Here is a 22,425-nt window from a genome sequence, read left to right as displayed (position 1 = left end):
CGTTGAACGCCAGGAATGAAAGGTTAACGTTAAGCGTTGAACATTACAACGTTGAACGTTCAACGCCAGGAATGAAAGGAGCGCGCGATGACGCTGTTCAAGAACATTCGTCTGGGATTGCTGCACGTTGCGATTGCGATGACGTTCGTGCTGATCAACAGCGTGCTGAACCGGATCATGATCCACGATCTGAACATTCTGGCGAGCATTGTTGCCGTGCTGGTCGTGTTGCCCTACGTGCTGTCGCCAGCGCAGGTCTGGATCGGGCAATACTCCGACACCCACCCGATCTTCGGGTACCGACGCACGCCGTATATCGCACTGGGGACATTGCTCGCCATCACAGGCGCTGCCCTGGCGCCGCACGCCGCGCTGGCGCTGGCGCGGGAGCCGCTGATCGGCGTGCCGCTGGCGGTTCTGCTGTTTGGGATGTGGGGCGTTGGATACAATCTCGCAGTGGTCGCCTACCTGTCGCTCGCCAGCGATATGTCCACTGAGCAGCAGCGTTCGCGGACTGTTGCGATCATGTGGTTCATGATGATCACCAGCGTCATAGTGACGGCGATTGTCGTTGGGCGTGCGCTGGAGCCGTACAGCGAAGAGCGTCTCTTCACCGTCTTTCTGGAGACAGGCGGCGTGGCGCTGGCGCTGGCGCTTGTGGGGTTGATCGGTCTCGAGCCGCGCCGCACAACGGCGACCGTGCAGCAGAGCCGCGCCGGGCAGATGGCAGCCATCCGCGCCATTATCGGCAATCCGCAGGCACGTTTCTTTTTCGTCTATCTCATCATGCTGCTGGCGGCGATCCTGGGGCAGGATGTTCTGCTCGAGCCGTTTGGCGCGCAGGCATTCGGAATGAATGTCAAAGAAACGACGCAACTGACCGCGATGTGGGGCGGCGCCACATTGACGGCATTACTGCTGTACGGTGCGGTGCTCAGTCGCTGGATCAGCAAGAAGCGCGGCGCGATGATCGGCGGTTCGATTGCCGCAACCGGCTTCCTGCTGATTGCGCTGAGCGGCATGCTCGCCATCGAAGCCATGTTCATCCCTGGAATCCTGCTCCTTGGTTTCGGCACCGGCATTGCCACCACGACCAACCTGGCGCTGATGCTCGATATGACAACAGCCGAGCAGGTCGGCTTGTTCATCGGTGCGTGGGGTGTGGCAGATGCAATCGCCCGTGGCGTCGGCACGTTGCTTGGCGGCGTGATGCGCGATGTCATTGCCCATATGAGCGGCAGCGCCGTCAGCGGCTATGTCAGCGTCTTCCTGATCGAGGCAATGCTGCTGGGCATTTCTCTGGTATTATTACAGCGAATCGATGTGACCGCCTTCCGCAGCCGCCAACCGTCGCTGACCGAACTGGTTGCGATCACTGGCGATGCCTGATCTGAATGCATATGACAGGATCATCATCTGAAACCCATAATGGCAGGGAGACCGACAGCGTCCCCACAACGCTGCCGGTCTATCCATTCACTGCGATTGTCGGTCAGGCGGAACTGAAACTCGCGCTGCTCCTCTGTGTGATTGATCCAACGATAGGCGGCGTTATGGTCATGGGGCATCGCGGAACAGCAAAGAGCACAGCGGTGCGCGCGCTGGCTGCGCTCCTTCCGCCGCAGCGCGCCGTCGCCGGGTGCCCCTACGGATGCGATCCGGCAGCGCCATCGCCAATCTGTCCACACTGCTCTGCACCCGATCAGCACACAACAAAGAACGGGCAGGAGAAGCGGCGCGCTGGCGCGAAACGCCCGCCCTCGATCCTGCGCCCGGTTCCGGTGGTTGATCTGCCGCTTGGTGCAACTGAGGATCGGGTGGTCGGCGCACTCGACATCGAGCGTGCGCTGGTCGAAGGAGTGCAGGCATTTGCGCCGGGATTGCTGGCGCGCGCCAATCGTGGCTTTCTGTACATCGATGAAGTGAACCTGCTCGAAGATCACCTGGTCGATCTGTTGCTCGATGTGGCGCAGAGCGGGGTCAATGTCGTCGAACGTGAAGGAATTTCGGTACGGCACCCGGCGCGTTTTGTGCTCGTCGGCAGCGGCAACCCGGAGGAGGGTGACCTGCGCCCGCAACTGCTCGACCGGTTCGGGCTGCATGCGCGGATCACGACCATCGACGATGTGGCGGAGCGGGTTGAGATTGTCAAGCGCCGGCGCGCGTTCGACGCCGATCCAGTTGCCTTTGCGCAACAGTGGGAGCGGGAACAGCAGCGCCTCCAGCGGCGCATTCGCGCAGCGCAGAAGCGTCTCAGTTCCGTTGAACTGACCGATGAGGCATTGTACGCGGCAGCGCGTTTGTGTGTCGCGCTGAACATCGACGGTCACCGCGGCGAGTTGACGCTGGCGCGTGCAGCCGTGGCGCTGGCGGCGTTCGAGGGACGCGACAGCGCCCAACCGTCTGACATCGCGCGGGTTGCGACCCTCTCACTGCGTCACCGGTTGCGCAAAGATCCGCTCGAGACCTCCGGCGACGATACACGCATCGAGCGCGCCGTCGCGGAGACGATCGGTGCGGCAGCGCGGGCGTAAATATCCAGGCAAACCCGATCCGTGGTACACTTGAAGGAAGCATCATCTGGAAAGGGTTTGCCTATGCCTCCGCGGATGCTGGAACGTAGCGCACTCAAAGGTTATAAGTCGTTCAGGGAAATGATGATGCAGAATTGTGGAGTGCTGCCTTGCCTGAACTTGCGCGCTTCTTCGGTATCATCATCCGCATGTATGTGGAGCCGGGCGTGCCCCACCATGTTCCCCACTTCCACGTGTATTACCAGAACCATGCAGCAGTATACAGCATTGACCCAATAGAGAGGATAAGTGGTGAGTTGCCTCGTAGACAACAACGGCTTGTGGAGGCATGGGCGGAATTGCATCAAGGCGAACTACGAGAGAGTTGGGAGCGGTTGCAGGCAGGACAGGCGCCGCATAAGATAGCGCCACTGCACTAAAGGAGTGAAAAATGGAACACTTGATCTGCCGGGTGATTGGATTTGAAATCACAGGTCCCTACACATTACGCATCGCTTTTGATGATGGAATGGTTCGAGAGATCAATTTCGAGCCAGTGTTGGAAGGACCGGTGTATGGAATGTTGCGGGACGAAGAACTGTTCAAACAGGTTCACATAGACGCGGAAGTACACACACTGGTATGGCCAAATGGGGCGGACTTTGACCCGGAGACATTGTACAATTGGCCAAAATATGCAGATGAGATGAAGCGAATGGCAGAGCGCTGGGCCACAATGATGGCAAAGGTCGAGTAGCCGTCCAACATGCGCCTTCACCCGACGCCGTTCCGCTGAACCCTGAGGTCTATGCTCACGTTTATCGCTGCGTGCGTTTCATTTCAGAAGCGGTTGCCGTTGCGCCGGGAGCGCCGTTGATCGCACCGTTGCCGACCGCCAGGAAGCGTTTCGCAAGATCGGGCAGGCGTTGCAACGGTCCGCTGCGCACGGTGGTATGCGGCAGCGACTCAAGGAACATCTGTCCATACTTCTTCGTCAGCAGGCGACGGTCGAGGACTGCCACCACGCCGCGATCCTCTCTGGAACGGATCAGGCGCCCGAACCCCTGCTTGAAGCGCAGGATCGACTGTGGCACTGCATACTGGTTGAAGGGATCGTCGAACTGTTCCGACCGCGCTGCAAAGATCGGGTCGGTGGGCACGCTGAAAGGGAGTTTGGCGATCACCAGCACCGAGAGCGCATCGCCGACGACATCAACCCCTTCCCAGAAACTCGACGTGCCGAGCAGCACGGTACCGGGAAACTCCTTGAAACGTTCGAGCAGACTGCGGCGCGAACCGTCGATCCCCTGACCGAGCACCGCGATCCCTGCATCTTCCAGCGGCTCCTGGATGGCGCGGTACGTCTGGCGTAGCGCATTTGTAGCGGTAAACAGCACCAGCATTCGACCGCCGGTCGCGCGCGCCAGGTCGATGATCGCCTGCTCCAGCGCCCGCTGGTAGCCATTCTGGTTTGGTTCGGGAATATCCTGCGGGATGTAGAGCAACGCCTGCCGGGTATAGTCGAACGGCGAGTCCAGCGTCAACTCTTCGGCGTGATCAAGACCAATGCGTTCACGGATGAAGGCAAAGTTGCCGCCGACCGACAGCGTCGCCGAGGTCAGGATGGTCGCAGTCTTCGCTTCGAACAGGTTGGTGCGCAGCACGTCAGCGACCGACAACGGCGCTGCGGAAAGAGTCAGCGTATCGCGCATACGATCGTGAGTCAGCCAGGTGACCTTTTCTTCCGCGCCGCCGGTCAGGATATGCCCGATATTGACGCGCACGTCGGTGGCGTAGCGCCTGAGCGCCTGCACCCGTAGCATCAGGGCGTCGTACTCCAGTAATTCTGCATCCTTAAGGTCGATCAACAACGTCTCCAGACGCCCCAGCCCCTCGCCGACAGCGTGGAGCGCCACGCTGAGCGCGTCCCAGGCGCGTTCGACCTCTGCCCACGACGGTTTGCGTCGCAGCGAATCGGTGATGCGCAACCGCGAGTCATAGGCGGTCAGTTCGGCTTCGCGCTTGATGAATGTCATCAGCACATTGAAGCACCCATACACCGCATCGCGCGCGCGCGCCACTGCCGGGCGCAACGTATCGGCAATCGCATCGGCGCGGTCGATGTCGGTGCGGGTTGCCATACTTTCGCGGAAGTGGTTGGGCAGTTCGCTCAGCAGACCGCCGACCACCTGCGCCTGCCCTTCGGTGAAAATATCGTCGAGAAATGCAAGCAATCCTTCACGATCAACATTGAAACTCAACTGGTCGGTAGCCACGTCTTCCAGATTGTGCGCCTCATCGATGATGAGGTAGTCGTAGGGTGGGATGACATCGTTTTCGACCGCCAGATCCGCCATGAGCAGCGCGTGGTTGACGATCACCAGGTGCGCCGCTTCCGCCTGTTTGCGCGCCTTGAAGAAGAAGCAGCGCTGAAACTCGCTGCACCGTGGACCGGTGCACTGTTCCCAGGCGGCGCTCATCCTGTTCCAGGACGCATTCTCGCCCTCGTGAAGCGGCAGTTCCGCCCGATCCCCGCTTTCGGTCGTCGGCAGCCACAACTGCACCTTGAGCAGCGCGCGCACATCGTCCGACATCAACCGCTGATCGCGGCGCAGGTCTTTATAGCGCTTGAGACAGAGATAGTTGCTGCGCCCTTTGAGCAGCGCCGCAGTGAACGGCGCTTCGTCGGCGCCGTTGGACATCACCTGTTGCAACGCCGGGATGTCTTTGAAGAAGAGTTGATCTTGCAGATTGATCGTATTGGTCGAAATCACCACCCGTTCGCCACGGCGCGCAGCGTGCAGCGCCGCAGGAACCAGGTACGCCAGCCCTTTGCCGGTGCCGGTGCCGGCTTCGGCGATCAGCGCCCCTCCCTGGTTGAACGTATCGGCGACCGCTTCGGACATACGCACCTGCTGATCGCGCTGTTCATACCCCGCAAACGCGCGACCGAGCGCGCCATCAGGACTGAAGAACCGACGGATGTCCGCCAGATCGATCGGGCGCTCATCACCGGTCGGTTTCAGCGGCACGATCTTCTCATCACGATCGTCGTAACGGTCTGCCTGGATGGGTATTGCGTCCACAAAGACGCGTCGCGCTTTTGCGCGTTGCGCTTCCTCGAACAGGCTCCGCAGACCCCACTCAATCTGGCTGGTCAGGCGCATGATCTCATTGAGATCGTCCAGGGGGAGCGCCTCAATCCGGCGCAGCAGGTAGAGGAAGATCTGACGGGTTACATCTGCGTCGCTCAGCGCGCGGTGAGCTTCATCGTGATGAATACCCAGGGTTGCCGCGAGCGCGCTAAGGCGGTACGCTGGCGTGCGCGGCATCAGCAACGTTGCCAGTTCAAACGTATCGAATGCTGGTTGGGGCAGTCGCATCCCCTGAGCGCGCAGCATACGCAGGTCGAACTCGACATTGTGCCCGACGAGCGGGTAATTCTTGAGGAACGCGGCAAAACGTGGCGCAACTTCGGCAAAGCGCGGGGCGCTGGCGAGCATATCTGCAGTGATGCCTGTCAACCGGCTGGAATTAAGGGGGAGTGAATGGACCGGTTGCACCAGGGTGCTGAACGTTTCGAGCACCTCATCTGCGTTGAACTTGACCGCAGCGATCTCGATAATCTCATCAACCCCCGCCTCAAGCCCGGTCGTTTCGACATCGATTGCGATGTAGATCTGGTTCATAACGCGCCCCTGCCTGCCGATGCGCCAACTGGGGAGACATTATAGCACGGCGTTGAGCGTTGCAGGTGGAGAGGTGGAAGGTGAGAAGGTAAGGGCGCGCCCGTGGTAGTCGATAGCTGTACTGCTTCATTATGGTAGCGCACCCATGGCAGCGGCATGGAGTCGGATAGTACCGACGGAAGATCGCCAACGGTGTGGCGCCATCGCGCCCTTGCTGTGGCCGGTGATCGTTGGACTACATCTCCCATCACCGATGCCCATACCGACGATGGTCGGAACAGGAGCACTCCTGCTGATGGAACCATTCCGCAGTATCCGTCCGATTGCTCCGTTCAATGATGCCATTTTGCCACGGCGATCGGGGTGTGATCCGCCAATGCCGCACCCCCATGTCGGCGACCGTTCGTTCGAAGGCCGTGCGTCGCTCTGGATGCGGGGCGTGCGCCATCGTAACGCCCATGGCAGTATCCGTTCCCGCCAGATGAAACGGGGGCAAGCGTCCAATCGCCCGGCGCAGCACCCCGGCACTCCGGCGACTGGCGCCTGGGGGGTGGATTTCCGTGGACTTCATCCGGGTTCGCAGAGGAATCAGACGGATCGTGTCCTCCCGTCCGCGGCTCCCGCGAATCGCTGGCAACTCCTGAATATCCAGTTGGACCCGATGGCGTCCGACCGGAATCGGGCGGCGCTGCCGTTTTTTTTGGGGCGGGCATCGGGTCAACCCGGCGGCATGCAGGATGCGCCAGACCGTCGCGGTGTTGGCGGTGGGAACCCGCAGCCGCCAATCCTGCGCACTGCGTTTGGGGCCGTGCCGGGGATGCGCCTGCCATTCCGCGATCACGGCGTCACGATAGACGTCGGTCACGACTCGCCGCCCATGGGTGCGCAGCCCGCCGGTGCGATCAGCGGTGTCCGGACGGGCGATCCAGCGCTGGATCGTGCGGCGATGCACGCCAACTTGACGGGCCAACGCGGATTGACTCATCCCGGCACGATGCAGGTGTTGGACACGGGCACGTTGCCCGCTGGTCAAGGCCGCCTTCGGGTGATCATGCGTCGATCACCTGCACCGTTCGCTCGAAGCACCCTCCAGAGGTGCGCTAACATATTGTAACATTGCACCTGTCGGCTACGAGAAGCCCTCGGCGATGCCAGGCGAAGCCCGCCTGTGCAGCCGAGAGCGGGACGCCCCCGCTCCGTGGCAAACAGCGCAGAGAGTGAACGAACACCGATAGACCGTGCATCATGTTCTACCAGAAAGGTTCCCATCTTTTTTTCATCGCTGAGCGCCAGATGAGCGGTGGTCTGTTCCCAGGCATGAGCTGCGCGCAGGCGCCTTGCTTTCCGCCGGTGACCGGCAACGCTGCATCTCAATCGGCATTCCATGCGCAACACAGTCACAGGGAAGCGAATTGGCGGGCAGACTGGTCAGATTGAAGAAGGCAGTGAATCGCGTCATCGTCGGCGCACAGGTCGCCGATTCCAGGTTCTCAATCGACGCCGCTGTCATTGCAGAGGAAGGAGCAGCACGTCAAACTCGCGGAAGAACAGATCGAACCGCAGAACCACCTGCGGGTTGCTGCGCAGGCAGCGTGCAAACCTGGTGTCAGGCCTCCTCAACTCCCCGATCAACAGGGAGCAAAACAGTAAACGTACTTCCGACACCCGGCGTGCTTTCGACCTGAATATGCCCGCCGTGCTGCGTCACGATATGGGCGCTGATAGCCAGACCAAGCCCCGTGCCCTGCGGTTTCGTGGTGTAGAACGGCTCGAACAGATGCGGCATATGTTCCGGATTGATACCGACGCCAGTATCGCGCACGGCAACAACGACCCACTGCTCATCCCGCTCGTTACGGCAGGAAAGTTCGGTTGAAATATGCAACTGACCGCCGTTGGGCATGGCATCACATGCATTCAGCATCAAATTGAGAAAGACCTGACGCAACTGATCCGGGTGGGCGACCAGAAGCGGAAGATTCGGACAGAAACTGGCAGTGACCGTCACATGCCCATGACGCAGATGGGTCTGCACCAGTTCAATCGTTTCCGCCAGCAGATCGTTGACCTCAGTGAGCTCCAGTTCATCCCGCGCCGGGCGATAAAAATCGCGCATGCGGGTGATGATGCGCGCAATACGACCGAGCTCATTCTGGGCAATCGTAAGGAAATGGCGTTGCGGCGCATCGGGCGGCATATCCTGTTCGACCAGGTAGAGGCTATTCCGCGCCGCGTAGAGCGGGTTATTGATTTCGTGCGCCACTGAAGCCGCCAGTTCGCCGACAGCGGCAAGTTTTGCGCTTTGCAGCAACTGCGCCTGCGCTGCACTGAGGCGCGCCTGCGCCTCGGCGTGCAGCGACTGCGTCTGATCGAGATCGCGCTGCAATGCCGCCGCCCGCGTCCGCTGACGATGTTCTGCAATCGCCACCGCCGTCAGGTCTGCCAGCGCCTGCGCGAAGGGAATATCACGCGGATGGATCAGGTGCGGATTCTGGTTGCCATACACGACCAGCGCACCAAGCCGGGTGTCTTCGATCCGCAACGGCGTCAGCAAAGCGCTGCTTGGGGGCCAGTACGTCAGAGCGCCGCGTTCCTGTGCACGCTGCGTCTCGCTCAGTTCACTCAGCGCCTCCTCGAGCGCCGGACCAGCGATCAGCATGGCGCGAGGCGAAAGAAACGCACGTCCCGCCGGACCCTGACCCGGTCGCAGCACAGGCACGCCTGTCTGCCCGCTGCTGCTCGCAGCGAGACGCAACCGCATTCCCGCCTGATCGACCAGAAACAGTAACGCACCGCTGGTATCGGGAAACAGGTGCACTGCTTCGCGCACCACCACCTGCATGACCGTATCTATCTCGTGGGTGATCAGCAATGCTGCGCTCACCGTGAGAATCGTATTCAGGCGCTCATTGACCAGGCGTGTCTGTCGCACAGACGCAGCCAGTTGTGCGTCCAGCTCCGCAATACGCGCATGCGCCGCCGCCAGCTCAGCCCGCAAATGAGCAACTTCTTCCTGTTGTCCATTGGCGGACGAGGTTCGCCCCCGTCGTGGAGAGACAGATTGCTGTTTCATTGTCCTGATATGCGCAACTTTTTACTGAACATCATCGTATCACACCTTTGCCTCTGTCGCAAACGGAATGTTGTGAGACAGCAACGGGCAGTCAAGAAGATTTCTCGTGTAGTGCGGTACAAAAAAAGTACACTATCGCTACCCTGTGTATTGATCGATCTGTGAGAGCACGACTATGCCGCGAAGAAAACGTCAACATCCGCTGATCAAAGTTGCCCGCGCTTATTTGAGTGAACATCAGCCAGCGCTGAAAGAGGCGCCGCTGCGCATCCATCTGCTCGACGGACCGCCTGGATCGCCGCGATATGCAGTCTCAATCGAGCAATGCCGGGCGAACGGGTGTCCATACGAAGTTCCCCCCGAGGATGCCGCCAGTGGACGATGCCCGATCATTGACTGTCCGGTGCGGCATTCGATTCGCCTGCTCTTTGATCGCAACGGAAAGCTGGTCAATGCCTCCGAAAGCGGCATTCACTGGGGCTAGGGCAGCCAGATCGACATTGCTCATATGTGGAAGAGTATGGATAAAGTACGTGACTGGATGAGCCAGCCGCCGATCTGTGCTCCCGAAACGATGACTCTGCCTGAAGCGCGACGGCTCATGCACAAATCCCGTATCCGTCGCCTGCCGGTTCTGGACAGCGCCGGTCGCCTGACCGGGATCGTCACCGAGGGCGACATCAATCGTATCTCCGCCTCGCATGCCCACGATGTGCGGGAATACAATCTTTATCACCGCGCTGCCGATCTTCCCTTGCGCGATTTCATGACCCGCCCTGTCATCACCGTCGGACCCGACGAGCCAATTATTGCGGTTGCACAACTCCTGCTTCTCCATCGCATCAGCGGCGTCCCGGTCGTCGAAGGGGATCGCGTGGTCGGGGTCATCACCGAGAGCGATCTGTTCCGCCGCATGGTCGAACGCGAAGTCGCCGCCGAATGAATGAATGCGGGGCGGGAATACCCGCCAGGCACAGCACGGCTGCGCCTCCTGTACGGGCGCCGCGCCCCTGCGCCCCGACTGCGCCGCTGCGCCCCGACTGCGCCGCTGCGCCCCCCTCCGCCAGTACGGGCGCAGCGTGGCTGCGCCCCTACCATCCGCCCCCCGCCGCGCCCCTGCGCCCCGACTGCGCCGCTGCGCCCCCCTCCGCCAGTACGGGCGCAGCGTGGCTGCGCCCCTACCATCCGCCCCCCGCCGCGCCGCTGCGCCCCGACTGCGCCGCTGCGCCCCGACTGCGCCGCTGCGCCCCGACTGCGCCCCTGCGCCACCCCGCCGCCAGTACGGGCGCAGCGGCGCTGCGCCCCGACTGCGCCGCTGCGCCCCCCTCCGCCAGTACGGGCGCAGCGTGGCTGCGCCCCGACTGCGCCGCTGCGCCCCCCTCCGCCAGTACGGGCGCAGCGTGGCTGCGCCCCTACCATCCGCCCCCCGCCGCGCCGCTGCGCCCCGACTGCGCCGCTGCGCCCCGACTGCGCCGCTGCGCCCCGACTGCGCCCCTTATAGTGGTTCTCATAGAGGTTGAACCTGCTCGGACGATCGCAGCACGTGCGGGCTAAAGCCCTCCCTGAGCGCGTGGAAGCCCTGCTGGGCTGGCGTCTCAGTTACCTTTGCCATATGCCGGGGGAACCTGGGTTGATCCAGCCCGCAGGGCTTGCCCGACCTCAGCCAGGGCTTATGGTCTTTGAAGAAATAATCCGGTATAGCCCGCGCAGGCGGGCTTCGCCTTGACTAGCCGAGGGCTTCAGCCCCACGGCTAGCGGGGGATAGCGGAATACATTCTCAATCTCCATCAGCCCGCCGGAGGCGCACGAAGTAAGGTTCAACGTATCTGAGAACCGCTATAAAAACAACTGGCGCCGGCGGGGGTGCCGACGCCAGTACACGTGGCTTTGGGGGGCGGCCACCGTGGGTTGCGGCTCAGTCGGGCGTCGCTCCGAGCGATACGGCAAACGCGGCTCTCCGCCAACCGCCTTTGCCCAACCCGACAGGTCCATCAACCGAGTATAAGTATAGCACTCCCATGCCGCAGTGCGGCATTGAGAAACGACAATTCTGAGTTAAGCAATATAACGCACTGCGTAAAGAAATATTCACCTTCCACGCTGGTGATAACGCACTGCGTAATGAGACCTTCACAGGCAGTTGCCAGACCATGCCTGCACCGTAATGGCGCTATGGTATGCTCAAAGGGAGCACAATGAGGTGCGAATGCAACCGAGGTGCATGCCATGCGAACCCTGATCGTCTACGCATCCTGGTTCGGGCACAATCGCGAAATCGCCAGACTCATCGCCGACCAGATCTCGTCCTGCGCTTCACACGTGATCTGCGCGCCGGTAGTTGCTGTAACTGCCAGCGATACCATTGGATGTGACCTGCTGGTGCTGGGGAGTTTCACCCACGCTCATCACGCCAGCCGGCGCATGCGGCATCTGGTCGAGACCATTCCAGAACGCCGTCTCAAGCGTATGGCAGTAGCAGTTTTTGGCACGCAAACCATGGACGAACGACCATCCGGCGTCGATGAACTGGTCAACATGCTGACGAAGCGCGGTGTGCGACTGATTGTTCCCCCGTTGAGGGTCATCCTGCCAGTGCCGGATTTCGTACCATGGTCAAGGATAACGCCTGTGGAACGCGCCAAAATTAATGCGTTCGTACAGGCGCTGATGGATCGATTAAAACCTGAAACTAGCGCGCAACAGGAGATATTGCCGTGGTCATAGCGGTAAAGGCAGCGCAGGCTTTACCGCTCGCTCAGAAGAGCGTCGGGCATTGTGAGGCGAACGCTTCAGCCGCCGCCGCACAATACCCGGTATAACGCCCCCGCTCCCCGTCCGACATCGCTTGCGGCAGGCGAACGGGCATCTGAGTGCAATGAAGCGCCCCGGCACATCATAAAACAATGCTGACATCATCTGATATCACACACGTTTTGTCCCGGTACAACCTGGGACCAGTCGAAAGAATCGCAGCCGCAGGGCACGGATTTGTTAATGAGACCGCCATCGTCGTCACCAAATGCGGGCGCTTCGTGGTACGCCGCAATCATCACCGGTTTTCACTGGCTGCAATTTGCTACCGGCATCGCCTGATCGATCATCTCTGTCAGCGATCATTTCCCACGGCGCGTCTCGTTCCGAACGCTGGCGGATCAACGGTCACTATTATTGACGGGCGGATCTATGAAGTTCAGGAGTATGTTCACGGAACGGATTTCGATCCGCACCGTCCCGGCCAGATCGCGGAGGTTGGCGCAACGCTCGCCTGTTATCACCAGGCGGTTGCTGAATTTCCCCCTCCCGGGAACGAGACGCTACCCCGCTATGCACCGGCGCGTATTACCGCGTTGACTGAGACGCTGTATGAACGAGACGTGATGGGCGAACTGCACGCCGATCTCGCCTGGTACGACGCCCGCGCGGCTGCACTCCGCAGTGCAATGCCCGATCAGGTCTACGCGGCGTTGCCGCGGGTCTTGATTCACGGCGATATGCACCCTGATAATGTGCGCTTCGCCGGTGATCGGGTCGTGGCGCTGCTCGATTTCGACCAGGTCGAACACGATGCGCGAATCGTTGATCTTGCGGATGCGCTGGTCGGGTTTACGACCAGACCGCTGCCATCTGAAGCGACGTCGTGGGGCGTCTTCCGCGGTCCGCTGGATATTGCGCAGACGATCACCCTGGTGTGCAGTTATGGGCAGATTGCGCCGCTGCTCCCTGGCGAAGTCGCTGCGTTGCCGGTGCTGATCGAGGTTCTCTGGTTGCGCAGCGAACTCGGACGTGTCATCTCGACGCCGGAAGGAGCGCCCGATTACCACGCGGCAGTGCTGGCGCAGGGGAAGCGTCTTTCGGCGTGGATGCAGCAGCACGCCAGCACGCTGATCGACCACTGGAGCAACGCAACTATCGGTCGCACGGGGGCGCTGGCAGCCTGAATCGGTCAGCGGCGCACGTCGGCATCTTCGCCGCGTAGCCGCCGCCGCGCCGCTTCCTGCGCTGCGCGGAGACGTTCCAGTTCAGCAGGGGGCACCTGTGCTTCCCCTGCTGGATCTGGACGCGATGCCGATTCAGAGCGAGACGGCGAGAACGGAACAGCAACCGGCGCCGCCTGCGTCTCGAACTGCCCTGTATGTGCACTCAGACCGACCTTCCGCAGCGCGGCGACTATCATTCCGCGCTGGAGCGGCAGGCGTCGCACGGCAATGTCAAGCGGCAGCAGGATCAGCGCCAGCACGATCAATAGCAGGCCCACCTCGCGCACAGCGCCGCGCGTTTCGCCACCCCGCTCGAACACCTGGCGTGGTTGCGGATCAAGCCGCCCGCCGGTGATCTGCGCCAGTTCTTCGAGAAGATGGCGGTTCCCCGCCTGGCTGCGATACTCCCTACTGAGCGGCATGACCGCCCCGCCCGTCACTGCCGCGACCAGCGCGCCCTGGCTGTCCTGCGCGGTCGCCTGAACCAGATACGCTCCAGGCGGCACGCCATCCGGAGCAGCGCGGTATTGACCAGGGCTGACTTCACGCAGCACGGTTTCGATAACCTCGCCAGAAGCCGCGATGAGACGCACAGAGACGAGTAAGCCGCTCCATGGGGACCCATCGGGCCTCCGCGCAATGGTCTCGATCGTCAGCGTGTCGCCCGATGGGTGCGTTGCAATGCTCAGAACATCATCGGTTTGCGGCGGCAGGAGCCAGTTGAAGAGGTGCGCGCCGAACTGCGGGAACCGATCCCACGCCACCCACTCCTTCGCCCATCGCCCGCTGAAATCGCTCGTCCAGGCGATTGAGCGTCCCAGACCATACTGCCACGCTGCCATCAACGTATCCCCCTCCGGGGTGACGAGCGCCACCTGCGCGGTGTCACGCGGCGTCGTCAAAACATAGCCATACAGAACGGGCGCTGCGTCAATGCTGCGGATCGCAGGATGCGGCGCGCCGCGCAACGGTGTGACAACCCCTTCAATGATCGAAGGTTGAATGATCATTTCCGCCTCATCCAACAACAGGTCGGGAAGATCGGCGGCGCGTTCGGTCAGGAAGGTGCGCCCGCCGCCGACCGCCGCCATATCGCGGATGAACGGCACATGGCTGCCCTGCCCGACGGCAATCGAGGTCAGGGTGACGCGCTCATCGCGCAGCGCGCGCACAATGTCGAGCGCGCCTTCCTGCTGCACGGTATCATTGCCATCGGTGATCGTGATGATATGGCGAATGGGGCGGTCACTGGCGCGAACGTACCTCGCCGCCGCCACGAGCGCATCATGGATGTTGATACCGCTTCCGCCGAGGCGCACCTGACTCATCTGTTCGATGGCTTTGTCGCGCTGCGATCCCGGAAGCGGACCGACGACGACCCCCGGACGGTCATCGAATGGAAGAATGGTCAGTTCATCCTCGTCGCGCAGCAGTGATGCAATCCGTCGCGCACCATCGAGCGCCAGCGACAGTTTGGGAATGCCATCCTCGGTCATCGCCATGCTGCCTGAAATATCGATGACGATCACCACACTGACCGGCGGCATTGTGCGGTAGATGGGAATGTCCATGGTCACCGGCAGCGCCGCTTCGACTGGCGTACCACGCCAGCCGCCTGGACCGAACGACCGTGGTCCGCCGACCATGATCAGACCGCCGCCGCGATCATGGACGTATGTAGCCAGGTGTTGCAGCGTCGATTCGGAGAACGCACGACGGGGGACATTCACCAGAGCAATGGCATCGTACTGGCTCATCGCCAGCAGCGTATCGGGCATTGCCGCTGGCGCGACGACGGCGACATCTATCTGGGCGGCGCGCAGCGCACGTTCCAGACCGGCTGCATCTTCGGGCGACTGCGCAACCAGCAACGCGCGCGGTCTGCCTCTGACGACGCTGAAGGTTTCGACCGCGTTGTTCTGTGCGCGGGTATCGCCGGGGACATCGAGACGCACGGTGTAGCGATTGAATGCAGCCGGCGCTTCGGGAAGCAGGATGGAGATCGTTTGCCGGTCAGCGCCGATATCGACCGGTATGGTTGCGACCGTTCCTCCATCAGGTCCTGTCACGATCAGGCGTCCTGTGGCAGGCGCATTGCTTTCGAGATCGACACGCAACGGCAGGCGCTGACCTTCACGCGCGGTCGATGGCAGCGTCACACTGACAATCTGCGCATCGAGACCATCAGCGACGCCACTGAGCGGCACAACATCGATAGGGATCCCCGCAACCGCCGCGCGTTGCGCAATCTCGCGGGCAGACCCCCGATTTTCGCCGCCATCAGAAAGGAGCACCAGCCGTCGATGCCCTTCGGCGGGAAGCAGCGCCATACCGAGTTGCAACGCATCGGCAATACTGGTTGCACTGCCAGACGGACGCACCGCCGGTGCGCCAAAGGTGCGTTCCGGCGACGGCATACGCTCAACCAGCGCTTCCCGCCCGAAGACCACCACGCCAGCCTGATCATCCGGCGGCATCGACGCCAGCGCCTGTGCGATGAACGCCTCGGCGCGGACACGCTGCGACACTGCAACCGAATCCGAGCCATCGAGGAGAAAAATAGTGGTGGTGAAAGCGGGAGGTTGCACAACCTGCGCGCCTGCAAGCGCACCGATGAGCGCCAGAACCATCAGGGTGCGGAGGATCAGCGCGATCCGCCGCTGCCAGGCGGTGCCGGTCGACGGCGCGATCAACGCAACGCCCCACAGCAGCGGCAACACGATCAAGAGCCAGAGGGCATCGGGATGAATGAACGAAACGTTCATACTACGCCGATTGGCGACGCGCAGCAAGCATGTGGCGGAAACGCTGCCGCAGGTACGCCAGGCTGTTCCGCTGGTACACAAGCCATTCGACCACGACGACCAGCAACGCTGCGGCAGCCAGCCAGCGCCAGATCTCCTGGCGCCCGACCTGTTCACGGGTGACTGCCTGCTGCAAACCGCTCACCTGCGACACGCGCAACTCGCTCGCCGGTGCAATGTTCGATTCGTCTGGATCGAACAGATTAACGGCGAAGCGACGCTGTTCGATCACCTGATCGCCGCGCACCTGCTCAACCAGGTAGGGTCCGATCATCCCGGTGCTGGCATAGATCGCCTGCCCGTCTTGAACCTGCGCCGCCTCAACGCGCCCGTCCGGTCGCACCACACGCACCGCAGTCGCCGAGGGATCAACCGCCACGATCAGCGGTTGTCCCGGCGTGATCTGCGACGCTTCAAGACCGCTGCCCGGCGCAAGATAGCCAATAATGTTCGAGACCAGCAGCGGAAATGCGACCTGGAGCGGCAGATCGGAGTCCTGGAGCGCAAATGCCAGCACCACGATCCGACGTCCTTCACGTTCTCCAGCCAGCAGCATCGGGCTGCCATCCCCCTCGACCAGCACACGCGCCCATATCCCCGGCTCGACCCGCATCGCACGCAGGACATTCACGTCACTCACACTGATATTGCGCAACAGCGGCGGCGTCTGTCCTTCAATTGCGGATGGCGCCGGACGCAACAGCGGAAACTCGACGACGCCGGTCACCGAAAAGAGATCGGTTGAACGCGGCGGCGCAATAAAGAACAGATTCCCGGTCGGCAATGTTTCCGGCACGACCCGATCGAAGATCGTCACCTGTGGCGCCGGATCGACCGCACCTGACGCTGTTGTTGCGCTGGTCGCCGTAACGCCGGGCAGCAGCGCGAGCGCCGTTGTGAGAAACCGGTTGCCGGGACCGACGATTTGCACATTCATGCCAGCGCCCGCCTGACTCACCGCCCACGCGCGATCATCAGTCGGAAGGTAGTCCTCATTCGGCGCAGCGTTGAGACGCGCTTCGGCGACGCGCACCTGAGCCGGAATATCGACGATAACGGTCTGCGAGGCTCCCGGCGCATCGTCAGCGGTGAAGTTCAGTTCATACGCATTGAAGAGCGAACCATCGAGGTACAGATCAAGCCGTCGCGTGACCGACGCCGAACCATACCTGGTCACCTGGACGAACAGCGTTTGACCGGCAGGTCCGGGTTGCAGGGTCATCGCGCTGATCGCCATATTTTCGCCGCGTTGACCGATGGGGAAGTAGCGCACGGTCGCCGGAACCAGGATATCGGTTGGAACCTGCACATTCCCATCGGAAATGATGGCGACCTCGCTATCGGGTTCACGCGCCGACAACGCAGCAGCAAGCGCCAGCGCCTGCGAGAGATCGCTGCGACTGCCGACACTGGGGGTGATCGAACGAATCGCATCGTTCATCTGGCGGCGATCGGTGGTGGATGCAGCGACCACCTCCATCTGCCCGCCAATCGCAATAATGGTTGCGCGCCCGCCTTCGGGCAGTTGTTCAACCAGCGTCTGCGCCTGGCGACGCGCCGCCTCCAGACGTGATGGAGCGACATCGGTCGCCGCCATGCTCGCCGAGCGATCAAGAATGATAATCAGGTTCCGCCCGCTGATGCCGGTCGTCAGGAAGAAGGGGCGCGCCAGCGCAATCGCCAGCAGAATCAGGATCAGCAACTGAAGGAGCAGCAACCAGTTGCGCCGCAGACGCTGCCAGGGCGCATTCGCCTCGACATCGCGCACCATGCGTCGCCACAGGAACGTCGAAGAGACGCGACGTTCCTCACGACGCAGTTTCAACAGATACATCGCCACAATCAGTGGACCCACGATAAGGGCGCTGAGGAGGGCGAGCGGTGCGAGCAGCGACATACGACACCTGCGCGATCAACGAAACACGCCGCGCTGACGTAACATCGTCAGAATGAACTCCTCGACCGGTTGCGCCGTATCGACTTGCACATATGTGATACCACGTCCGTGGCAGAAGCGCTCAATCGACTCCTGCCAGTCGCGGAGATGCTCAAGGTAGCGCTGCAACGTTTCCAGATCGGCGGTGATTTCGACCGCCTCGCCGGTCTCGGCGTCCAGCAGACGAAAATCGCCATCGAGTTGCGGGCGCAATTCCTGCGGCGCCAGAATATGGATCAGGGTTATCTCGAACGGGCGCGACCCCAGCGCGCGCAGCGCTTCCTCCCAGTGCGGATCGAGCAGGTCGGAACAGAGGATCAGCGGTCCCGGATTGATGGCGGTGCGCACATAGCGTTTGCAGGCAGCGGCGAGGTCTCCCGAGCCGCCAGGTTGGAGGCGCTGAAGAAACGCGAACAACGGCAGCGCCCCGGCTTTGCCGCGCACACCGCGGAGTTGCGCGCCAGCGCCCGCTGCAAACGCCGTAACCGTCACTCGATCAAGCGTCGAAAGCGCAACATACCCAAACGCCGCCGCCAGACGGCGGGCATAGGTCAATTTATGCGGGTCGCCCCAATCCATCGACGCACTGTTATCGACCAGCAGATGGATCGTCAACTCTTCCTCCGCCACGAAGAGTTTGAGGAAGAAGCGTTCCATCCGCGCATACAGGTTCCAGTCGATCTGGCGAATATCATCGCCGTGGACATAGGGGCGAAAATCGGCGAACTCGACCGACGACCCGCGTCGCGGACTGCGCCGCTCCCCCTGGATGTCGCCGACCATTGCGCGACGCGTCAGCAGCGCCAGGCGATCCAGTTTGCGCAGAAACGCCGAATCGAACAACGGTTGTGCAGAGGAGGTTGTCACCGATGCACCATGACACACACAAGACCGACGCCAGCAGAATGGTCTGAACTCACTCTGCGCGCACGGATTCGACCACCTGCCTGACGATATCATCAGGCGAGACTCCTTCCGCCTGCGCCTCGAAATTCAGGATAACGCGGTGACGGAGAGCGGGAAGCGCCGCCTGACGCAGATCGGCGAAGGCGACATTGTAGCGTCCATCGAGGAGCGCCATGATTTTGCCTGCCAGAATGAGCGCCTGCATACCGCGCGGGCTGGCGCCGTACCGCACATACTGTCTGGTGACGGCGGGCGCGTCCTTATCTTCGGGATGCGTGGCCGTGATCAGGCGCGCCGCATACGCCAGCACATGACTGGCGATAGGAACCGAGCGCGCCAAACGCTGCATCGCCAGGATTGTCGCCGCATTGGCCACCTTGCGCACCTGCGGCATACGCGCGCTGGTTGTGCGGTTGGCGATTTCAACCAGGTCCGCCGCAGTGGGGAATGGGATCAGAATCTTGAAGAAAAAGCGATCAAGTTGCGCTTCAGGCAACGGATAGGTGCCTTCCATTTCGAGCGGGTTCTGCGTCGCCAGAACGAAGAACGGACTTTCGAGACGATGGATGGTTTTGGCGACCGTCACCGTATGTTCCTGCATCGCTTCCAGCAAAGCGCTCTGGGTTTTCGGCGTTGCGCGATTGATCTCATCCGCCAGGATGAGATTGGCAAAGATCGGACCCGGCTCGAACCGAAATGTCTTATGCCCCGATCCATCTTCACTGATGAGTGTCGTACCGACAATATCCGCCGGCATGAGGTCGGGAGTAAACTGGATACGACTGAAGGAGCAGTCGATCACATCGGCGAGCGTGCGCACCAGGGTGGTTTTTGCCAGCCCCGGCACCCCTTCGAGGAGCGCGTTGCCCCCCGCCAGCAGGGTGATGACCGTCTGCCGGATCAGTTCGCGCTGACCGACAATCACCTGCGCAATTTCGGTTTCAATCGCCAGCGCGCGCTGGCGGAACTCTTCAGGCGACAACACATCCTGCATCTTCTCTTCGGCTGCTGTCATACGTCCATCTTTCTCAGAGACTTACGGTGGTTGCGAAACTCCGCACCACCAGACTGATCGAAACGACAATCAGTGTCACCCACGATACTGCCGTGATTGCAAAGACAAACGCCACGATGCTGGCAGAGGGTTTCATAAATCGTCCACCGACGATGATTGCCGCGCTTCCAAGGATGACAATCAACGCAAGCACGGCGAGCAAGAACCACATCATAGGAATCTGAACCTCCTAACTCGAACGTGGAGCCAGGGAAACCGGATCACGGCTCAAGCCGTGAGAAATAGTCGCGCACGTAATCCTTCAAGTGCGGCGGAATGGCGCTCTGATCGAGCGCTTCGCCAGCCGCCCGCTGATAATCGCGCAGCACCTGCTGATACGGCGTCTGAAGCGGGCTGACCCCACCCGGCACATCCATCTGCCCCTGCTGGATCTGCGTCTGCCCCCCTTCGCCCTGCTGTCCCTGAATGCGCTCAATATCGCGCGGTTGCCCATCAGGCGTGAAGGGTTGATAGACAAGGTCGCTGCTGCCGCTGCCCGCCTCTCTGCCTGTCGCCGGATTCTGCGCGTTTTCTGACTGCTGTTGTCCTTGCTGCCCCTGCTGCCCCTGCTGTTGCCCTTGTTGGCCCTGCTGCCCCTGCTGCCCCTGCTGTTGCCCTTGTTGGCCCTGCTGCCCCTGCTGTTGCCCTTGTTGGCCCTGCTGCCCCTGTTGACCCTGCTGCCCCTGCTGCTGCCCCTGTTGCCCTTGCTGCTGCTGCCCCTGCTGCTGCTGCCCCTGCTGCTGCCCTTGCTGCTGCTGCCCTTGCTGCTGCTGCCCCTGCTGCTGCCCTTGCTGCTGCTGTCCCTGTTGCGCCTGCTGCTGCCCGGATTGGGCGATTGACTGGCGTTCTTCCTGGATCTGCGCAATCGCCTGTTGCGCAGCCTGTTGTGTCGCCTGTTGCTGCTGCGCCTGTTGCACACTTTGCGCCGCCTGGTTGAGCGCCTGTTGCGCCTGCTGGACATCATTCTGCTGCAAGGCATCCGCCGCCTGTTGCAACGCCTGAGCGGTTTGCGGCGCGCTCTGCTGCAACTGCTGCGCTTCCTGGCGCAGTTGTTGCGCCAGTTGCGCGCGTTCTTCAGCAGTCATGTTCTCGATCTGCTGCGCCAGTTGTTGCAGCGCATTCTCCGCCTGATCCAGCGTCGGGCGTCCGCTCTGCTGTTGATTTTCCAGCGCCTGAAGATTGCGAGCAAGTTGCTCCAGGGCTGCGCGTTGCGCTTCGGTGTCGGACGAGAGGCGCTGCTGGAGGCGCGCTTCCGCCGTCGAGAGATCGGCGAGCGCTTCTTCACGATTGCCGGGATTCTGTTCCAGGCGTCGCTGCAACTCCGCCAGTTCGGCATCCAGCGCAGCGCGCTCTTCGGGGGAAAGCATCTGGTTCTGCGCCAGTTCCTGGCGCAACTCTGCGATCTGCGCCGCCGCCTGTTGCGTCGCCTCGCGAATGGCAGCGCGCTCCTCCAGCGCCCGGCTTTGCGGGTTGGGCGTCATGATGAGCGCAAACGCGGCAACAATCAGCACAAGCGCAACCATCAGCGGTCGGCGATTGATCTGGATCGGCACCAGGCGCGGATTGAGGGTTGCGGCGAAGGCATACGCATCGCGCTGCTGCAACTCGACCAGCGGCGTGCGCTCGGCGCGCCGACCGAGTTCGAGCGCCGTCGCCAGGCGTTCGCGCGCATCGAGCAACGCATCGACTCGCTGCGCGACCCGCAGCGGCGGCAGCGGACGCAGGATCAGATGCCCGACGACCGCCAGCGCCCACAGCGTCAGCGGCGCCAGCGAGATCCAGATCAGCCCGGCGATGGGCCACAGACGCCCCGCGATCTGCATCAGCAGCGACAGAAGCGCAGCGATCCACAGCGTGCTGCTGGCGAACCAGAGCGTATCCCGCAGCCGCAGCCGCAGCGCCATCGGGCGCAACCGTTGCTGGAGTTGTTCAACTGTCACAGAAGGCGCTGACATCAGGAGGTCGCCTACTCTTCGATACGACGCCAGAATGTGCGCTCGCTGATGCGGCGCGTTCCGTTGCCGTCGTCGATGAACTCGATCACCCGTTCACTGATGATCGTGACGATATTCGTCGCTTCACGCGGCGTTGACAGCGGCGCAGCCGGAGTGACGATCCGCGCTAGCGGCGTGGAGGAAACCACCGGCACCTGGCGCTGTTCGATCCGCCGTGCCAGCCAGGCAATGCCAGCTTCTGCCGCCAGCGCCACCGCACTGATCGCCACCGCCCGCCCGACGTCGCGCCAGCGTGCCGGAAGCGCTGCGCTCAGGCGCGCCAGCGGCTGCGGCGACAGCGGCGCCGGAAGCAGACGCTCCAGCGCTGCGCCGCATTTCCCGCAGAAGTGATGATCAAGCGGATTGCCGTGACCACATTGCGGACAAATGCGCTCCACCATTCGATCATGCTCCTCGTTCCGCTTATCGATGCCGTAAGCAGTATAGCACACTTCGCAGCGCGCTGCCGTGATAATCGG

19 protein-coding genes are annotated in these 22,425 nt (G+C 61.9%); 9 read left to right on the top strand and 10 right to left on the bottom strand.

The features are described 5' to 3' along the window. Positions 1 to 87: 87 nt before the first annotated feature. The 4 genes from ROSERS_RS09860 to ROSERS_RS09850 all read left to right on the top strand — a co-directional run bounded on the left by ROSERS_RS09860 (position 88) and on the right by ROSERS_RS09850 (position 3,270). Entirely contained in the window at positions 88 to 1,389 is a 1,302-nt protein-coding gene (locus ROSERS_RS09860) for a BCD family MFS transporter (RefSeq protein ID WP_011956638.1), read from the top strand. Between the two features lie 11 nt (positions 1,390 to 1,400). Next, complete coding sequence (gene bchI / locus ROSERS_RS09855; RefSeq protein ID WP_049767586.1) at positions 1,401 to 2,534, top strand: magnesium chelatase ATPase subunit I; 1,134 nt, start codon at positions 1,401 to 1,403, stop codon at positions 2,532 to 2,534. A gap of 134 nt (positions 2,535 to 2,668) precedes the next feature. After that, on the top strand, positions 2,669 to 2,953 hold the full coding sequence (locus ROSERS_RS27370) for a DUF4160 domain-containing protein (protein ID WP_011956636.1): 285 nt from the start codon (positions 2,669 to 2,671) through the stop codon (positions 2,951 to 2,953). A gap of 11 nt (positions 2,954 to 2,964) precedes the next feature. Continuing rightward, entirely contained in the window at positions 2,965 to 3,270 is a 306-nt protein-coding gene (locus tag ROSERS_RS09850; protein ID WP_011956635.1) for a DUF2442 domain-containing protein, read from the top strand. 61 nt (positions 3,271 to 3,331) lie between these two features. Here ROSERS_RS09850 and ROSERS_RS09845 read toward each other — a convergent pair whose 3' ends face one another. The 3 genes from ROSERS_RS09845 to ROSERS_RS09835 form a co-directional block, all read right to left on the bottom strand. After that, positions 3,332 to 6,202: a helicase C-terminal domain-containing protein gene (locus tag ROSERS_RS09845; protein WP_011956634.1), complete on the bottom strand. Its 2,871-nt coding sequence runs from the start codon at positions 6,200 to 6,202 to the stop codon at positions 3,332 to 3,334. Between the two features lie 247 nt (positions 6,203 to 6,449). Then, complete coding sequence (locus tag ROSERS_RS24930; RefSeq protein ID WP_011956633.1) at positions 6,450 to 7,235, bottom strand: helix-turn-helix domain-containing protein; 786 nt, start codon at positions 7,233 to 7,235, stop codon at positions 6,450 to 6,452. A gap of 573 nt (positions 7,236 to 7,808) precedes the next feature. Next, positions 7,809 to 9,200 (bottom strand): sensor histidine kinase, encoded by a 1,392-nt coding sequence (locus ROSERS_RS09835; RefSeq protein WP_232282810.1) that lies wholly within the window; start codon positions 9,198 to 9,200, stop codon positions 7,809 to 7,811. Positions 9,201 to 9,450: 250 nt separating this feature from the next. On the opposite strand from ROSERS_RS09835, the gene ROSERS_RS09830 reads away from it, so the two are divergent. The 5 genes from ROSERS_RS09830 to ROSERS_RS09810 all read left to right on the top strand — a co-directional run bounded on the left by ROSERS_RS09830 (position 9,451) and on the right by ROSERS_RS09810 (position 13,213). Then, positions 9,451 to 9,759 (top strand): hypothetical protein, encoded by a 309-nt coding sequence (locus ROSERS_RS09830; protein WP_011956631.1) that lies wholly within the window; start codon positions 9,451 to 9,453, stop codon positions 9,757 to 9,759. Positions 9,760 to 9,795: 36 nt separating this feature from the next. After that, the gene (locus ROSERS_RS09825) at positions 9,796 to 10,218 is read left to right on the top strand and encodes a CBS domain-containing protein (RefSeq protein WP_232282809.1); all 423 of its coding nucleotides are present in this window, start codon (positions 9,796 to 9,798) and stop codon (positions 10,216 to 10,218) included. Then, the gene (locus ROSERS_RS25985; protein ID WP_011956629.1) at positions 10,215 to 10,829 is read left to right on the top strand and encodes a hypothetical protein; all 615 of its coding nucleotides are present in this window, start codon (positions 10,215 to 10,217) and stop codon (positions 10,827 to 10,829) included. Before ROSERS_RS09825 ends, ROSERS_RS25985 begins: the two co-directional genes overlap by 4 nt. 672 nt (positions 10,830 to 11,501) lie before the next feature. Then, positions 11,502 to 11,999 (top strand): flavodoxin family protein, encoded by a 498-nt coding sequence (locus ROSERS_RS09815; protein WP_011956628.1) that lies wholly within the window; start codon positions 11,502 to 11,504, stop codon positions 11,997 to 11,999. 179 nt (positions 12,000 to 12,178) lie between these two features. After that, positions 12,179 to 13,213: a homoserine kinase gene (locus tag ROSERS_RS09810; protein ID WP_011956627.1), complete on the top strand. Its 1,035-nt coding sequence runs from the start codon at positions 12,179 to 12,181 to the stop codon at positions 13,211 to 13,213. Positions 13,214 to 13,218: 5 nt separating this feature from the next. Here the strand turns inward: ROSERS_RS09810 and ROSERS_RS09805 are convergent, their stop codons facing one another. Genes ROSERS_RS09805 through ROSERS_RS09775 form a run of 7 tightly spaced genes read right to left on the bottom strand, consistent with a single transcriptional unit; the run spans position 13,219 to position 22,347 of the window. Further along, positions 13,219 to 16,017 (bottom strand): VWA domain-containing protein, encoded by a 2,799-nt coding sequence (locus tag ROSERS_RS09805; protein ID WP_011956626.1) that lies wholly within the window; start codon positions 16,015 to 16,017, stop codon positions 13,219 to 13,221. 1 nt (position 16,018) lies between these two features. After that, positions 16,019 to 17,953 carry a vWA domain-containing protein gene (locus ROSERS_RS09800; RefSeq protein WP_011956625.1) on the bottom strand — a complete coding sequence of 645 codons (1,935 nt, stop codon included), beginning with the start codon at positions 17,951 to 17,953 and terminating at the stop codon, positions 16,019 to 16,021. A 15-nt stretch (positions 17,954 to 17,968) separates the two neighbouring features. Further along, a complete protein-coding gene (locus ROSERS_RS09795; protein ID WP_041333417.1) occupies positions 17,969 to 18,859 on the bottom strand; it encodes a DUF58 domain-containing protein in 891 nt (296 codons plus the stop codon). Between the two features lie 49 nt (positions 18,860 to 18,908). Further along, positions 18,909 to 19,913 carry an AAA family ATPase gene (locus ROSERS_RS09790; protein WP_011956623.1) on the bottom strand — a complete coding sequence of 335 codons (1,005 nt, stop codon included), beginning with the start codon at positions 19,911 to 19,913 and terminating at the stop codon, positions 18,909 to 18,911. A 13-nt stretch (positions 19,914 to 19,926) separates the two neighbouring features. Further along, positions 19,927 to 20,127, bottom strand: coding sequence for a hypothetical protein (locus ROSERS_RS09785; protein ID WP_011956622.1), 201 nt, complete (start codon positions 20,125 to 20,127; stop codon positions 19,927 to 19,929). Between the two features lie 46 nt (positions 20,128 to 20,173). Then, a complete protein-coding gene (locus ROSERS_RS25980) occupies positions 20,174 to 21,907 on the bottom strand; it encodes a hypothetical protein (RefSeq protein ID WP_011956621.1) in 1,734 nt (577 codons plus the stop codon). 11 nt (positions 21,908 to 21,918) lie between these two features. Next, complete coding sequence (locus tag ROSERS_RS09775; RefSeq protein WP_011956620.1) at positions 21,919 to 22,347, bottom strand: zinc-ribbon domain-containing protein; 429 nt, start codon at positions 22,345 to 22,347, stop codon at positions 21,919 to 21,921. Between the last annotated feature and the right edge of the window lie 78 nt (positions 22,348 to 22,425).

This window comes from Roseiflexus sp. RS-1 (genome assembly GCF_000016665.1).
Lineage (GTDB): Bacteria > Chloroflexota > Chloroflexia > Chloroflexales > Roseiflexaceae > Roseiflexus.
This window is presented reverse-complemented; position numbering and strand designations above follow the sequence as displayed.

Excerpts from the sequence above, each read along its gene's own strand:
- ROSERS_RS09860 (WP_011956638.1), top strand. The coding sequence starts at position 88 with ATGACGCTGTTCAAGAACATTCGTCTGGGATTGCTGCACGTTGCGATT.
- bchI (WP_049767586.1), top strand. The coding sequence starts at position 1,401 with ATGACAGGATCATCATCTGAAACCCATAATGGCAGGGAGACCGACAGC.
- ROSERS_RS09850 (WP_011956635.1), top strand. The coding sequence starts at position 2,965 with ATGGAACACTTGATCTGCCGGGTGATTGGATTTGAAATCACAGGTCCC.
- ROSERS_RS09845 (WP_011956634.1), bottom strand. The coding sequence starts at position 6,202 with ATGAACCAGATCTACATCGCAATCGATGTCGAAACGACCGGGCTTGAG.
- ROSERS_RS09830 (WP_011956631.1), top strand. The coding sequence starts at position 9,451 with ATGCCGCGAAGAAAACGTCAACATCCGCTGATCAAAGTTGCCCGCGCT.
- ROSERS_RS09825 (WP_232282809.1), top strand. The coding sequence starts at position 9,796 with ATGGATAAAGTACGTGACTGGATGAGCCAGCCGCCGATCTGTGCTCCC.
- ROSERS_RS25985 (WP_011956629.1), top strand. The coding sequence starts at position 10,215 with ATGAATGAATGCGGGGCGGGAATACCCGCCAGGCACAGCACGGCTGCG.
- ROSERS_RS09815 (WP_011956628.1), top strand. The coding sequence starts at position 11,502 with ATGCGAACCCTGATCGTCTACGCATCCTGGTTCGGGCACAATCGCGAA.
- ROSERS_RS09810 (WP_011956627.1), top strand. The coding sequence starts at position 12,179 with ATGCTGACATCATCTGATATCACACACGTTTTGTCCCGGTACAACCTG.
- ROSERS_RS09805 (WP_011956626.1), bottom strand. The coding sequence starts at position 16,017 with ATGAACGTTTCGTTCATTCATCCCGATGCCCTCTGGCTCTTGATCGTG.
- ROSERS_RS09800 (WP_011956625.1), bottom strand. The coding sequence starts at position 17,953 with ATGTCGCTGCTCGCACCGCTCGCCCTCCTCAGCGCCCTTATCGTGGGT.
- ROSERS_RS09790 (WP_011956623.1), bottom strand. The coding sequence starts at position 19,913 with ATGACAGCAGCCGAAGAGAAGATGCAGGATGTGTTGTCGCCTGAAGAG.
- ROSERS_RS09785 (WP_011956622.1), bottom strand. The coding sequence starts at position 20,127 with ATGATGTGGTTCTTGCTCGCCGTGCTTGCGTTGATTGTCATCCTTGGA.
- ROSERS_RS25980 (WP_011956621.1), bottom strand. The coding sequence starts at position 21,907 with ATGTCAGCGCCTTCTGTGACAGTTGAACAACTCCAGCAACGGTTGCGC.
- ROSERS_RS09775 (WP_011956620.1), bottom strand. The coding sequence starts at position 22,347 with ATGGTGGAGCGCATTTGTCCGCAATGTGGTCACGGCAATCCGCTTGAT.